Annotated in this window: 9 protein-coding genes and 1 riboswitch; of the genes, 5 read left to right on the top strand and 4 right to left on the bottom strand. The window is 42.2% G+C overall.

Annotation, left to right across the window (positions count from 1 at the left end):
* Positions 1-151: 151 nt before the first annotated feature.
* From M1F14_RS07870 to rppH, 4 genes are all read right to left on the bottom strand, one after another.
* Positions 152-1,003, bottom strand: coding sequence for a thymidylate synthase (locus M1F14_RS07870; RefSeq protein WP_042845989.1), 852 nt, complete (start codon positions 1,001-1,003; stop codon positions 152-154).
* A gap of 109 nt (positions 1,004-1,112) precedes the next feature.
* Positions 1,113-2,009, bottom strand: coding sequence for a prolipoprotein diacylglyceryl transferase (gene lgt, locus M1F14_RS07865; protein WP_042845990.1), 897 nt, complete (start codon positions 2,007-2,009; stop codon positions 1,113-1,115).
* Positions 2,010-2,244: 235 nt separating this feature from the next.
* Entirely contained in the window at positions 2,245-4,491 is a 2,247-nt protein-coding gene (gene ptsP / locus M1F14_RS07860) for a phosphoenolpyruvate--protein phosphotransferase (RefSeq protein WP_181468729.1), read from the bottom strand.
* Positions 4,492-4,494: 3 nt separating this feature from the next.
* Positions 4,495-5,028, bottom strand: a complete 534-nt coding sequence (gene rppH / locus M1F14_RS07855; protein WP_042845994.1) for an RNA pyrophosphohydrolase — start codon at positions 5,026-5,028, stop codon at positions 4,495-4,497.
* A gap of 112 nt (positions 5,029-5,140) precedes the next feature.
* Positions 5,141-5,238: riboswitch (TPP riboswitch) on the top strand.
* Between the two features lie 52 nt (positions 5,239-5,290).
* Between rppH and thiB the strand changes: the two genes are divergently transcribed.
* From thiB to rapA, 5 genes are all read left to right on the top strand, one after another.
* Positions 5,291-6,295, top strand: coding sequence for a thiamine ABC transporter substrate binding subunit (gene thiB / locus M1F14_RS07850; protein ID WP_048606295.1), 1,005 nt, complete (start codon positions 5,291-5,293; stop codon positions 6,293-6,295).
* Positions 6,271-7,875 carry a thiamine/thiamine pyrophosphate ABC transporter permease ThiP gene (gene thiP / locus M1F14_RS07845; protein ID WP_181468730.1) on the top strand — a complete coding sequence of 535 codons (1,605 nt, stop codon included), beginning with the start codon at positions 6,271-6,273 and terminating at the stop codon, positions 7,873-7,875. The genes thiB and thiP overlap by 25 nt, the downstream gene beginning before the upstream one ends.
* Positions 7,868-8,578 carry a thiamine ABC transporter ATP-binding protein ThiQ gene (gene thiQ / locus M1F14_RS07840; RefSeq protein ID WP_042845998.1) on the top strand — a complete coding sequence of 237 codons (711 nt, stop codon included), beginning with the start codon at positions 7,868-7,870 and terminating at the stop codon, positions 8,576-8,578. The genes thiP and thiQ overlap by 8 nt, the downstream gene beginning before the upstream one ends.
* 62 nt (positions 8,579-8,640) lie before the next feature.
* Positions 8,641-10,992, top strand: coding sequence for a DNA polymerase II (locus tag M1F14_RS07835; RefSeq protein WP_129466390.1), 2,352 nt, complete (start codon positions 8,641-8,643; stop codon positions 10,990-10,992).
* A 389-nt stretch (positions 10,993-11,381) separates the two neighbouring features.
* Complete coding sequence (gene rapA, locus M1F14_RS07830) at positions 11,382-14,288, top strand: RNA polymerase-associated protein RapA (RefSeq protein ID WP_042846001.1); 2,907 nt, start codon at positions 11,382-11,384, stop codon at positions 14,286-14,288.

The raw sequence follows: 14,288 nt of genomic DNA, 5'->3' as shown, positions 1-14,288 counted from the left end.
ATAAACACAAGAAAAAATTTTGATTGCCAGACAAGATTGGATTCAACGAAAGGATAGAAACAACCAAAGGAGGGAAATGTGGTATGCACGAATAAAAACACTAAGGTGACTTTTACTTTCAGGCCACCTTAGCTATCAAACAATTTATTTATTACACAGTGAAAGGGTATTTAATTGCTTCATGGCATTGGTACCCTTCCAAAGTAAAATCATTTGTGGTTACCCAAGTTTCAATATCATCCAATGACTTAATTTGAGGGTTAATGACCAATGAAGGAGACGCAAAAGGTTCACGTTTTAGCTGAACATCTCGCATTAAAGGCAACTGATTTTCGTAAATATGTGCGTTTACAATTTTATGGTAAGCCTTACCTGCTTTATGACCAGTAATACGAGCCATTAATGCAAGTAAAACAAAGCATTGAACTTGATTAAAATTAAGACCAAGCGGAACATCACAACTACGTTGATAGGATGTCAAATAAAGGGTGTCACCTAACAGTGAAAACGTATGAGTGTGCATACAAGGACGCAGGCAACCCATTTCAAATTCGCCGGGGTTATAAAAAGTGATGATTTCCGCGCGGTCATCAATGCCATTTTTTAAATTATTAACGACTTTTTTCAGTTGGTCTAAATACGTACCATCGGGACGTTGCCATGAGCGACCTTGAACACCATATACTCGCCCCATGTCATCTTCCCCTTTACGATGGGGGTTATTTAACCATGCTTGGTTTTCATTGGCATTAGCATTCCAAGTATTGCAACCAATTTCGCGGAATTGAGCTGCATTATCATAACCGCGTAGATACCCAAGGAGCTCAGCAATTGCAGCCTTATAAAAGCTTTTACGAGTCGTAATCAAAGGAAACTGGTTATTGCCAACATCGTATTCAAGGTCAGCATTGATAACCGTTAAGCAGCGAACACCTGTCCGCTCGTTTTCAACCCACTGTCCTTTATCAATAATACGTTGGCATAACTCAAGATACGGCTTCATAGTCACTCTCTTATTCAAAATAACTTAAGTGGCTAGCTAGCCCCCTACCCTTTTCCTTTAATAAAAGAGTCGTTTTAAGGTGTACAGCTAGCCCTTACAATCGGGTTAATTAACTGTTTTTAGGCTCTTTTAATGGCTTGTGTGCTGGGATGTTTTTACCATATTTATAAGCCCATACAATCATCAAAATACCAACAATAATCATTGGGACTGATAGAATTTGCCCCATACTGATCCCACTAAATAACCCTAATTGGGCATCTGGTTGCCTAAAGAACTCAACTATGATCCTAAATGCACCATAACCAATTAAAAATAGCCCGGAAACACTCCCCATTGGGCGAGGTTTACGAACAAATAAATTAAGAATAAGGAATAGGACAATACCTTCTAAGAACATCTCATAGAGCTGAGACGGGTGCCTTGGTAGCACACCATACTGTTCAAGAATAGGTAATAATGACGGGTCTTGGGCTGCAAGTTGAATATCTTCACTGCGCGAATGAGGGAATAAAAATGCCCATGGCGTATCCAGTGTCACTCGTCCCCATAGCTCCCCATTAATAAAGTTACCTATACGGCCCATACCTAAACCAAATGGGATCAATGGAGCAACAAAGTCTGAAACTTGTAAAAAACGGCGGCGTGTACGGTGGGCAAACCACATCATGGCGCATATTACACCAATTAAACCGCCATGGAATGACATCCCGCCATCCCAAACTTTAAACAGATAAAGGGGATCATCAAGAAAAACAGGAAGATTATAAAAGAAAACGTAACCAAGTCGGCCACCGACGAATACACCTACGAACCCAACATAGAGTAAATTTTCAACCTCATTTTTTGTCCATCCACTATTAGGCTTTGCAGCACGTCGCCCAGCCAACCATAGTGCAAAAACAAAACCCACAAGGTACATAAAACCATACCAGTGCAGCGATACTGGCCCAATTGAGAACATAACAGGATCAATTTCCGGAAATGCTAAGTAGCTGTTACTCATCGTTCCCCACTTTTAATAATTAAGCCAATCAGTCATCGGCTATAAAATATTCAATAGACTTCAATTTATTCGAAGCACACGAAAGCATACAATAAAAAGTATAGTAATTTATACTCAAAATTATTTGCTCCCACCTAATTTAAACACTTAATTAAAATAGCGCTCCCTTGGCTTCATAAGCGCCAATAGCAGAGAGGCACTCATCATTGACGTTAGTCCAGACATGATGACTGAATTAAATTCCACCACGTACAAAGCCACCTAAACGATGTTTCTCCATAAACTCACTTGCCTCCTGTCTGATGCTATCACAGGTTTCTGCGGCCAATAGTTTTGGCACTAGCTCAGACATCAAGGCTGGGTCTAGCTGACGGATTAAGTATTTCATACGAGGAACGCTACGCCCGCTCATACTTAAAGAACGATACCCCAGCGCAATCAATATCATGGCACTAAGTGGCTGCCCCGCCATTTCACCGCAAACACATACAGGCAGCTGAATACGTTGACATTCTTCACTCACTTTCGCTAAAAAACGCACAACCGCGGGATGAAGATTATCATATAGTGCCGCCACATGTGTGTTGTTGCGGTCAACAGCAAGTAAATATTGTGTAAAGTCATTGGTACCAATCGAAATAAAATCAACCCGCTTTTTTATTTCTGGTAGTAAAAATAATAGGGAGGGAACTTCCAGCATTACCCCTATTTGCGGCATATTGATAGGTGTTCCTAGCAACAGGCTCACTTCTTCTTTTGCTCTTTTGATCAAGACAATAGCTTCATCAATTTCATTTATACTGGTTACCATCGGCAATAAAATACGCAAATTGCCTGAAAGCGCGTTAGCTCGCAGCATCGCCCTTAATTGGATCAAAAATATTTCTGGCTGGTCTAGCATGATCCGGATCCCTCGCCAACCTAAGCTCGGGTTCTCTTCACTAATTGGCATATAAGGTAACTGTTTATCTGCACCAATATCCAAAGTTCTTAGTACCACAGGCTTTGAGGGAAACAGTTGTAGTACTTCCTTATACAGCTGTTTTTGTTCATCTTCTGAAGGAAACCCATTATGTAGCATAAAAGGAAGTTCAGTACGATATAAGCCAATACCATCAACACCAGTATTAATTTGTTGCTCATAACGGGGGCTTAAACCTGCATTGAGATAAATACAGACCTGTTCACCATCTTTCAGTGTTGCATCTTGCTCAAGGGTGCCTTCCGCCAATCGGCTAATAACATTTTCTTCCTCAATGATTTGCTGATATTCCTGAATAATCAGGTTTTCCGGCTCAATGAATACTTCACCACGATAACCATCTAAAATTAAATGGCGATTGTGCAATAACGAAGGCTCAATATCTGCCCCCATAATCGCAGGTATCCCCATTGCGCGGATCAAAATAGCAGAGTGTGAGTGTGTTGCCCCATCACGCACTATTACACCCATTAGTTGCTCAATCGGTAATTCAGCAAGTACGCTAGCACTGAGTTCATCCGCAACTAAAATAAAACGTTCTGGCCACTGTTCGTTCAGTGTTAATGAGTCATCAAGGTGGAATAATAAACGCTGGCCTAACGCTTTCAGGTCTGCGCCTCGCTCTCTTAAGTACAGATCACGTAAGCGAGAAAATTGCTCGACATAATTTTCAATGACTGTTTTTACGGCCCATTCTGCGGTTGCTTTATCTTCAATAGCTGCAAAGAGATGTTTTTTAAGTTGAGGATCACTTAACAAGTGATTATAAAGATCAAATATTGCAGCGCTTTCTTTTGCAGAGCTAGCCATAAAACGTTTACTAATACGACGGCATTCCGCAGTTGCACTTTCTAAGGCAGTAATAAGGCGCTGTTTTTCCCCTTCAATATCAATAGCACTAGCTTGACTGATACTTTCAAAAGATGGCTGAGAGTTATCTTGCCAACCATAAGCCATTGAAATCCCCTGTGAGACGGGTATGGCTTTAATTCTATTTTGTCGATATTGCCCAAAAACACCTTTTGTTTGAGCTTGCGATAGGATCACCGCGAGTTGCATCGACAACGTCACCATGAAAGATTCTTCAGTTTCGTTAAATAGCCTTTTCTCTCTCTGTTGCACGACGAGAACGCCTAATAGTTGACGCCGATAGACCACAGGTACACCTAAAAAAGCTTTGAGCTGTTCTTCTTTGAGTTGAGGAAGGAATTTATATTGGGGGTGCTCGCGGATATCAGCCAAATTGAGCATTTCAGATTGACGCCCGACAGCGCCAACCACGCCTTCATCAAAACCAAGGCGTATAGCAATCCCGCTAGGTTTTTTTAACCCGCGGGTTGCCATTAAGTAATAACATTGGCGAGGGTGATCAGCTAAGTAAATTGAACAAACATCCGTCCGCATCGCTTTGCAAGTTTCATTCACCAATATTTCTAGTGCATCTGCCAAACTAGTTGCCATAGCAACTTTTTCGACAATGTCACGTAAACGCATCAACATCGGCTACTTTGCCCCACGCCTACGATTATTAAAAACAGGCCGTTGCGGTAATTTTTGTTCCTGTAGAGGCATAACAACTGGCGCAAACTCTTTCATCACACGGCGATAAACTTCCCGCTTGAAAGAAACTACCTGCCTGACAGGATACCAATAACTGACCCATCGCCAGCCATCAAATTCTGGCGATTTACTGCGCTGCACGTTTATATCTGCATCATTGCATTGAAGTTGAAGTAAAAACCAACGCTGTTTCTGCCCGATACAAACAGGTTTTGTATCCCAACGCACCAAACGCTTGGGTAATTTGTAACGTAACCAATTACGGGTAGATGCCAATAACCTGACATCTTTACGCTGTAGCCCGACTTCTTCGTATAACTCACGATACATCGCCTGTTCTGGCGATTCCCCTGGATTGATGCCTCCTTGAGGAAACTGCCAGGAATGCTGACCATAGCGGCGGGCCCATAGAACTTGCCCTTGCCGATTACAAATTACAATTCCTACATTCGGGCGGTAGCCATCATCATCAATCACAGACTACCTCAATAACCAAATTTGAAAGATGCCTAATTGTTTCACACATACCCAAACTGGTAAACCTATATCAATACAGTTTGCAGATATGTCTGAAGTCTCTACAATAGTGAACGTCTCAACGGGGTGCCAAATATGTTTAGGCTGAGAAATAACCCGTAGAACCTGATCCGGTTAATACCGGCGTAGGGATTTGAGCTACCGATATGCATCGGTTTCCCCTCAAATCCTGTGTCACTATCTTTTTAGCGCAGGAAAAAGCATGTTAAAAAACAAAATTATAGCATCAGTTTTTACGCTTAGTGCACTTAGTTTTAGCCAACTCGCTTGGGCCGAAAAACCTACACTCACTGTCTATACCTATGATTCCTTTGCTGCGCAGTGGGGGCCGGGCCCACAGATTAAGAAGAATTTTGAAGCACAGTGTGACTGTGATTTAAAAATAGTCGCATTGGGTGATGGTGTTGCTTTACTCAATCGCCTAAGAATGGAAGGCAAAAAAAGTAAAGCTGACGTCATTTTAGGCTTAGATAACAACTTGTTAGATTCTGCGGAAAAAACAGGTTTATTCGCACCCGCTGACATCAATACCAACGCCTTAAAACTGCCTATTGAATGGGATAGCTCAACCTTTATTCCTTATGATTATGGCTATTTCGCATTCATATACGACACAAATAAAATAAAACAACCACCAACCAGTATGGATGATCTGCTAACTAGCGATAATAATTGGAAAATTATTTACCAAGACCCACGCACCAGTACGCCAGGGCTTGGGTTAATGCTATGGATAGAAAAATTATATGGTGATAAATCTGCCGATGCATGGCAAAAAATGGCGGCTAAAACGTTAACGGTCACTAAAGGCTGGAGTGAAGCTTACGGTTTGTTTTTAAAAGGGGAAGGTGACTTTGTCCTAAGTTATACTTCATCTCCCGGTTATCAAATGCTAAATGATAAAAAAGACAATTATGCAGCGGCATTATTTAGCGAAGGCCACTATATGCAAGTTGAGGTGGCAGCAAGGCTTAAAAACAGCCCTCAACCTGAACTAGCTAAGCAATTCTTACAGTTTATTTTAACACCTGAATTCCAAGATACATTACCAACCACAAACTGGATGTATCCGGTTATTGATACCCCATTACCTGAAGTGTATAACCAATTACCACTCCCTAATAAGGCGCTGCAATTTAGTTCACAAGAAGTTGCCAAACAACGTCAGACATGGACTCGTTTATGGCAAGCCGCCGTCAGTCGTTAATGAATCAGTCCTTACTGCCGGGGGCACTCGCCTCCGGCTTATTAATCACTGTTGCACTTCTTAGTCTTGGTGCACTTTGGTTTTTCGCGCCTGAAGTATCGATTAATGAAATTATTAGCGATAGCTATTTATGGCATGTGATTGGCTTCACCTTCTGGCAGGCTTTTTTATCTGCCGTTCTTTCGGTGACCCCTGCTATTTTTTTGGCTAGAGCCCTTTATCGCCGCCGCTTTGTAGGAAGAACTTTATTCCTACGTTTGTGTGCGATGACTTTAGTATTACCAGTTTTAGTTGCAGTATTTGGTATTTTATCGGTCTATGGGCAAACTGGTTGGTTAGGAAAATTAGCCCAATTATTCGGTATCAACTACCAATTCTCCCCTTATGGCTTAAAAGGCATCCTGTTGGCTCACATATTCTTTAATATGCCCCTAGCTACTCGTATGCTATTACAATCATTAGAAAATATAGCTATTGAGCAGCGGCAAATTGCTGCACAACTTAGGTTTAATGAATGGCGGCAATTTACGATTTTAGAATGGCCTTATTTGCGTCGGCAAATTCTGCCTACTGCAGCCTTAATTTTTATGTTGTGCTTTGCCAGTTTTGCTACAGTTCTTGCCCTCGGCGGTGGCCCCGCTGCCACAACCATTGAACTCGCGATTTACCAAGCACTCAACTACGATTTTGACTTAGGAAGAGCCGCTATTTTAGCGCTTATCCAGCTTTTTTTCTGTGTCGGCCTGATGTTTATTTGCCAAAAAATTAATGGTTTATTTTCAGTTGGTTTTAGTCAACAAGCTCAATGGGTTGACCCAACAGATAATTGGTTTCGCCGTATTCGTGATGCATTGTTTATCATTGCGGCCATGCTATTGCTACTCCCCCCGCTTTTAGCCGTTATTTTAGATGGCTTAAATGGGCAACTTTGGTCTGTTTTACAACAATCAGCGCTTTGGCAAGCCACCAGCACTTCCTTATTCATCGCTCTATGTGCCGGCTTTGTTTGCGTTATATTGACCTTAATGCTGCTATGGAGCAGCCGTGAATTGCGTTTACGTCAAGCCTTACGCCTTGGTCAAGCTATCGAACTGAGTGGGCTAATTATTCTGGCTATGCCAGGGATCGTATTAGCAACAGGCTTCTTCATTTTTTTCAATGAAACGATTGGGTTACCAGAAACACCCTACCCTTTAGTTATTATGACAAATGCCTTACTCGCTATTCCTTACGCATTAAAGGTTCTCGAAAACCCTATGCGGGATATGGCAGAACGTTATAATCCTTTATGCCAGTCATTGGGTCTTTCAGGCATCAACCGCTTTAAAATCATTGAATTAAAAGCATTACGCAAAACTATTGCACAAGCTCTCGCATTCGCTTGTGTTATTTCCATCGGTGATTTCGGTGTTGTCGCCTTATTTGGTAATGAAAACTTCCTTACCCTGCCTTATTACCTGTATCAACAAATTGGTGCTTATCGAACAAATGATGGTGCAGTCACTGCGATGTTACTATTACTGCTCTGTTTTTGCTTATTTAGCTTGCTAGAACGCATTTCAGGAAAACATTATGATTAAACTGACCCAACTGAACTACCAATACGATAACCTAACTATGTTATTTGATTTTTCAGTAAAATCAGGGGAATGCGTCGCTATTATGGGGCCCAGTGGCGCAGGGAAAAGTACGTTATTAAGTTTAATCAGTGGGTTTCAATTTGCTAAAACTGGGGCTATTGAATTAAATGGCGAAAACCATACCTTTACCCCCCCTGCAAAACGCCCTGTTTCCATGTTATTTCAAGAAAATAATTTATTTGCACATTTAACCGTTAGGCAAAATATTGGTTTGGGGCTACACCCTAGCTTGCGGCTTACTCAAGCACAAATGCAACAAGTAGAGCTGATGGCTGATCATGTTAGCCTGCGCGATTGTTTAGATAGATTACCAGCACAGCTTTCCGGAGGGCAGCGTCAGCGTGCTGCCCTTGCCCGTTGCCTTATCCGCAATCAACCAATCTTACTGCTTGATGAGCCCTTTTCTGCTTTAGACCCTGCCCTACGCAGTGAAATGCTCTTGTTGCTTAAATCAGTTTGTGAAGAAAAATCAATCACCTTATTAATGGTTTCACATAATATTGATGATGCGCTACAAATAGCACCACGCTCATTGGTCATTGCTGATGGTGTGATTGCCTACGATGGTACGACTCAACAGTTATTGCAGGGTAAAAGTCCTGCCTCAACCTTACTTAACATCTCGACACGAACTCACAATTAATACTGTATAAATTCACACTATTCGCGTATATTTATAGGATATTTTGTCACGCGAGTAGCTAAATGTCTCAACTTATGACCTCCGCAGAAAAAGGCTTTATTCTTAGCCGCCACTGGCGAGACACCCGTCAAGGTGTCGAGGTCACTTATTGGTTGCTTACCGACACACGCCCTCAAAAAATTACTATTCCTTATCAAAAAGCGATTGGTTTTTTACCCGAATCTAAACTTTCTATTGTAAAGCCTTTGCTAGATAGCCAACCTAATGTCACCTATCGGCGGGTTGAATTGGCCGATTTTCAACGGGAAAAAGTGTATGCCATTTATTGTCATCAATACCGCCAATTACAAAATCTCAGCAAAAATTGCAGTGAATTAGGCGTCGAATTATTAGAAACAGACATTCGCCCTTGTGAACGCTACTTAATGGAGCGCTTTATTACTGCGCCAGTCTGGTTTTCTCAGACTCAACAAGGTGAGTATCAACTTAAACCCTGTGAAGGTTATCGTCCCGCTATCAAAGCAGTATCTCTTGATATAGAAACGAGCCAACATGGTGAGCTATATTCAATCGGCTTATCAGGGTGCAATGACAACGTCGTATTTATGTTAGGCCCAGTTCAAGGGCCAGCGCGAGGGGGGGATCACCGCCTAGTCTATGTGAATAGCCGGCCTCAATTAATTGAGAAACTTAATGAATGGCTGAAACAATACGACCCTGATGCCATTATCGGCTGGAACTTAATCCAATTCGACCTACAAGTTTTACAAAAACATGCTGAGCGTTATGGCATTCCACTATTACTTGGCCGGCAAGGTAAAAAACTCGAATGGCGGGAACATGGTTTTAAACAAGGGGTATTTTTCGCTTCCGCTGAAGGCCGGTTAATTATTGATGGCATTGATGCCTTAAAAGCAGCCACTTGGAGCTTTTCGTCATTTAGCTTAGAATTTGTTGCCCAAGAATTGCTTGGTGAAGGTAAAGCGATTGATACTCCATACGACAGAATGGATGAAATTAACCGCCGCTTCGCCCATGATAAACCCGCTTTGGCTCACTACAATATTCAAGACTGCATTTTAGTGCATCGCATCTTTGCAAAAACAGATTTAATGGCATTCTTGCAAGAACGCTCAACTGTAACAGGCCTTGCCGTGGATAAAATGGGCGGTTCAGTGGCTGCATTCTCTCACCTGTATATTCCACGTTTACACCGCCTTGGTTTTGTTGCTCCAAATTTGATGGAACAAAAATCCCAGCTAAACCCCGGGGGCTTTGTCATGGATTCTCAACCTGGGTTATATGACTCCGTATTAGTTTTGGATTTTAAAAGCCTATACCCTTCAATTATTAGGACTTTTTTAATTGACCCCGCAGGGATGATCGAAGGGTTAGCACACCCAGACCCACAACATTCGGTTCCGGGTTTCCGCCAAGCATGGTTTTCCCGTAAAACACATTGTTTGCCTGATATTGTTAGCCATATTTGGCAAGAACGCGATAAAGCCAAACAAGAACATAACGCTCCGTTATCTCAAGCGCTTAAAATTATTATGAATGCCTTTGCTGGGGTATTGGGCGCAGAAGGTTGCCGTTTCTTCGACCCAAGGCTAACAGCGTCGATTACCATGCGTGGGCATGAAATTATGCGTACCACAAAACGCCTGATTGAGTCCCAAGGTTATCAAGTTATTTATGGTGATACCGACTCCACATTTGTCTGGCTACGTGAGGCTCACAATGAAGAACAAGCGCAAAAAATAGGGTTTGCCTTACGTGATTACGTGAATAACTGGTGGAAAAACCATTTAAGGGATGAGTTGCAATTAAATGGTGTTTTAGAACTGGAATATGAAACCCACTATCGCCGATTCTTAATGCCAACTGTACGTGGTGCGGAAATGGGCAGTAAAAAACGCTATGCGGGGTTGAGTAAAGACACTATGGTATTTAGGGGGCTGGAAACTATCCGCTCTGACTGGACGCCATTAGCCCAGATATTCCAAAAAGAGCTGTACACCCTCATTTTCCATCGTCAGCCATACCATGAGTATATTCGCGAATATATAAAAAACATTCGAACAGGGAAGTATGACGACCGGTTAATTTACCGTAAACGCCTACGGCGCAAACTAACCGATTACCAAAAAAATGTGCCCCCCCATGTTCGAGCAGCCCGCGCTGCGGATGACTATAATTTAAAATTGCAACGCCCTTTACAGTACCAAAATGGTGGCTGGATCAGCTATATCATTACCCAAGCAGGGCCAGAACCCCTCGAAAAAATCACTGCAAAGCCAGATTACGAACACTATATTTTGAAACAAATTAAGCCAATAGCTGATGCCATTCTCCCCTTCTTACAAGATGACTTTGATGCCTTACTCACTGGGCAAATTACACTTTTGTTTTAAAATTTAATATCGCTTTGGTGTTTTTTTAACAGGTGACGATAAGCTCTGGTTGAATTAATATATCGCCCCTTTGATGTATCGCACATCTGACTGCACAAATAATGCGCGATAATCAACGATACTCGTTATAATTCAAATGGTATGCCTTGTGATAAACCCACAACAGCCTTTCCACTTAACGATATGGGTCTATTCACTCACATTGCTGCAATTTGAATTATTAAATGTGTATAATTAATCATCAGGTACTGACTTTTTTTAAAAATAACTCGAACTCTTCCTTGTGTGACTCATAACGGGTTATACCAATAATGAGCGAAGATACCGATAAAAATTGTCTTAAAAAATCTAAAAATAAACTCTCAATTTTATGGAATTAAATTAAATCTATGCCATTTACTCTTGGTCAACGCTGGATCAGCGATACAGAAAGCGAACTTGGATTAGGTGCCGTTGTGGCGATTGATGCCCGTATGGTCACGTTACTTTTCCCTGCAAGTGGAGAAAACCGCCTCTACTCACGCAGCGATGCCCCTATTACCCGAGTAATGTTTAATGAAGGTGATACCATAACTAGCCATGAAGGCTGGCAGCTTCAAGTTGAAAGCATTGAAGAAGACAAGGGATTATTAACTTACATCGGCACTCGCTTAGATACACAAGAAAAAGATGTAAGTCTTAGGGAAGTGTTTCTTGACAGTAAGCTCACGTTTAATAAACCGCAAGACCGCTTATTCGCTGGCCAAATTGACCGTATGGATCGCTTTGCCTTGCGTTATCGTGCGCGTAAATTCCAAAGTGAGCAAGTTAAGCACCAAGCGACAGGGTTACGTGGCATTCGAGCCAGTTTGATCCCACACCAATTACATATCGCAAATGAAGTGGGTAAACGCCACCACCCTCGTGTGTTATTAGCCGATGAAGTTGGCTTAGGAAAAACCATCGAAGCAGGGATGATTATCCACCAGCAATTAATCGCTGGGCGTGCTGAGCGTGTATTAATTATTGTACCAGATAGCTTACAGCACCAATGGTTAGTCGAAATGCTACGCCGCTTTAACCTACGTTTTTCTTTATTTGATGATAGCCGTTATAGCGAAGCACAACACGATAGTGATAACCCATTTGAAACTGAACAACTGGTGCTTTGTTCACTCGATTTCGTGCGTCGCAGTAAGCAACGCTTTGACCAACTCGTTGAAGCTGGCTGGGATATGATGGTTGTTGATGAAGCACACCACTTACAGTGGAGTGAATCAGCCCCTAGTCGTGAATATCAGGTTATTGAAACATTAGCTGAAAATGTTCCTTCTATTCTGCTACTTACCGCCACACCTGAACAACTAGGCCAAGAAAGCCACTTTGCGCGTTTGCGTTTGCTGGACCCTAGTCGTTTCCATGACTATCAAGAATTTATTGCAGAACAAGAAAATTATCGCCCTGTTGCCGATGCCGTTTCATTACTGCTATCTGGTGAAAAACTGACAAACGACCAGCAAAACTTGCTCAATGAATTAATTAAAGAGCAAGACATCGAACCGCTATTAAAAGCGGCAAATGTTGAGAGTGAAGATGGTACGGCTGCGCGCCAAGAGCTAATTAACATGTTAATGGACCGTCATGGGACTAGCCGGCTGCTATTTCGCAATACGCGTAACGGAGTAAAAGGCTTTCCTCGCCGCGAATTGCATTCTTTAAAAATGCCATTGCCAACCCAATACCAAACAGCGATTAAAGTTGCAGGTATTATGGGAGCAAAAAAAGACACCGAAACACGCGCCAAAGAAATGCTTTATCCAGAGCAAATCTACCAAGAATTTGAAGGTGAAAATGCAACTTGGTGGAACTTCGATCCACGCGTTGAATGGTTGATGGGCTTTTTAACCGCTAACCGCCATGAAAAAGTATTAGTAATCTGCGCGAAAGCTGCAACCGCACTTCAATTAGAACAAGTCTTACGCGAACGCGAAGGTATCCGTGCAGCCGTATTCCATGAAGGGTTATCACTATTAGAGCGCGACCGTGCAGCAGCTTACTTTGCTTCCGAAGAAGAAGGCGCACAAGTGTTACTCTGCTCTGAAATTGGTTCTGAAGGCCGCAATTTCCAATTTGCAAACCAATTAGTGATGTTTGATTTACCCTTCAACCCGGACCTATTAGAACAGCGTATCGGCCGCTTAGATAGGATTGGCCAAAACCGTGATATCACCATCAACGTCCCGTATTTAGAAAATACGGCACAATCCGTTCTACTGCGCTGGTATCACGAGGGTTTAGATGCCTTTGAGCATACCTGCCCAACGGGTCGAGCAATTTACGATAAGTACTATCAGCCATTATTACAATTTATGGCCGACCCAACGGTAACCGACGGTTTCGATGAGTTTATCAAAACCTGTCGTGAAGAACATGACAGCTTAAAATTACAATTGGAACAAGGGCGCGACCGTTTACTGGAAATGCATTCCAACGGCGGGGAGTCTGGTAACCAATTGGCTCAAGAAATTGGTGAAGGTGATAATGACACTGAATTAGTCAATTTCTCACTAAACTTATTTGATATCGTTGGAATTAACCAAGAAGATAAGAGTGATAACTTAATTATTCTGACGCCTTCTGACCATATGTTAGTCCCTGATTTCCCTGGCCTTCCTCAAGATGGCTGTACCATTACTTTTGATAGGGAACAGGCACTTTCACGCGAAGATACGCAATTTATCAGTTGGGAGCACCCAATTATCCGTAACGGCTTGGATTTAGTATTATCCAGCGATACAGGTAGCTGCGCGGTTTCTTTATTAAAAAATAAAGCTCTCCCCGTAGGTACTTTGCTGACAGAGTTAATTTACGTTGTGGAAGCTCAAGCGCCTAAGCACCTGCAAATTAGCCGTTTCTTACCCGCTACGCCTGTGCGTTTATTAATTGACCTAAAAGGCAATAACTTATCGTCTCAAGTTGAGTTTGAAAGTTTTAACCGTCAATTAAATGCGATTAACCGCCATATGGCGAGCAAATTGGTCAATGCGGTGCAAAATGAAGTGCATTCTGTACTGCGTTTATCTGAACCTATGGTGGAAACAGAAGCCAAAGCCTTGATAGAGAGCGCTAAAGAAGCCGCCGACAAAGCACTAACGTTGGAGTTTTCTCGTTTAGAAGCCCTTAAAGCGGTTAACCCTAATATTCGTGATGAAGAACTGGATATTATCGAGGAAGAGCGCCAACAACTGATCACTAATATTGACCAAGCAACATGGCGTTTAGATGCTATTCGCTTAGTTGTGGTGACGCATCAGTAA

The organism is Providencia sp. PROV003, from assembly GCF_045040775.1.
GTDB classification, from domain to species: domain Bacteria; phylum Pseudomonadota; class Gammaproteobacteria; order Enterobacterales; family Enterobacteriaceae; genus Providencia; species Providencia huashanensis.
This window is presented reverse-complemented; position numbering and strand designations above follow the sequence as displayed.

What these genes read in the sequence shown, in the direction of transcription:
- thiB (WP_048606295.1), top strand. Translation starts at nt 5,291, where the DNA reads ATGTTAAAAAACAAAATTATAGCATCAGTTTTTACGCTTAGTGCACTT.
- rapA (WP_042846001.1), top strand. Translation starts at nt 11,382, where the DNA reads ATGCCATTTACTCTTGGTCAACGCTGGATCAGCGATACAGAAAGCGAA.
- M1F14_RS07835 (WP_129466390.1), top strand. Translation starts at nt 8,641, where the DNA reads ATGTCTCAACTTATGACCTCCGCAGAAAAAGGCTTTATTCTTAGCCGC.
- thiP (WP_181468730.1), top strand. Translation starts at nt 6,271, where the DNA reads ATGGCAAGCCGCCGTCAGTCGTTAATGAATCAGTCCTTACTGCCGGGG.
- ptsP (WP_181468729.1), bottom strand. Translation starts at nt 4,491, where the DNA reads ATGTTGATGCGTTTACGTGACATTGTCGAAAAAGTTGCTATGGCAACT.
- thiQ (WP_042845998.1), top strand. Translation starts at nt 7,868, where the DNA reads ATGATTAAACTGACCCAACTGAACTACCAATACGATAACCTAACTATG.
- lgt (WP_042845990.1), bottom strand. Translation starts at nt 2,009, where the DNA reads ATGAGTAACAGCTACTTAGCATTTCCGGAAATTGATCCTGTTATGTTC.
- M1F14_RS07870 (WP_042845989.1), bottom strand. Translation starts at nt 1,003, where the DNA reads ATGAAGCCGTATCTTGAGTTATGCCAACGTATTATTGATAAAGGACAG.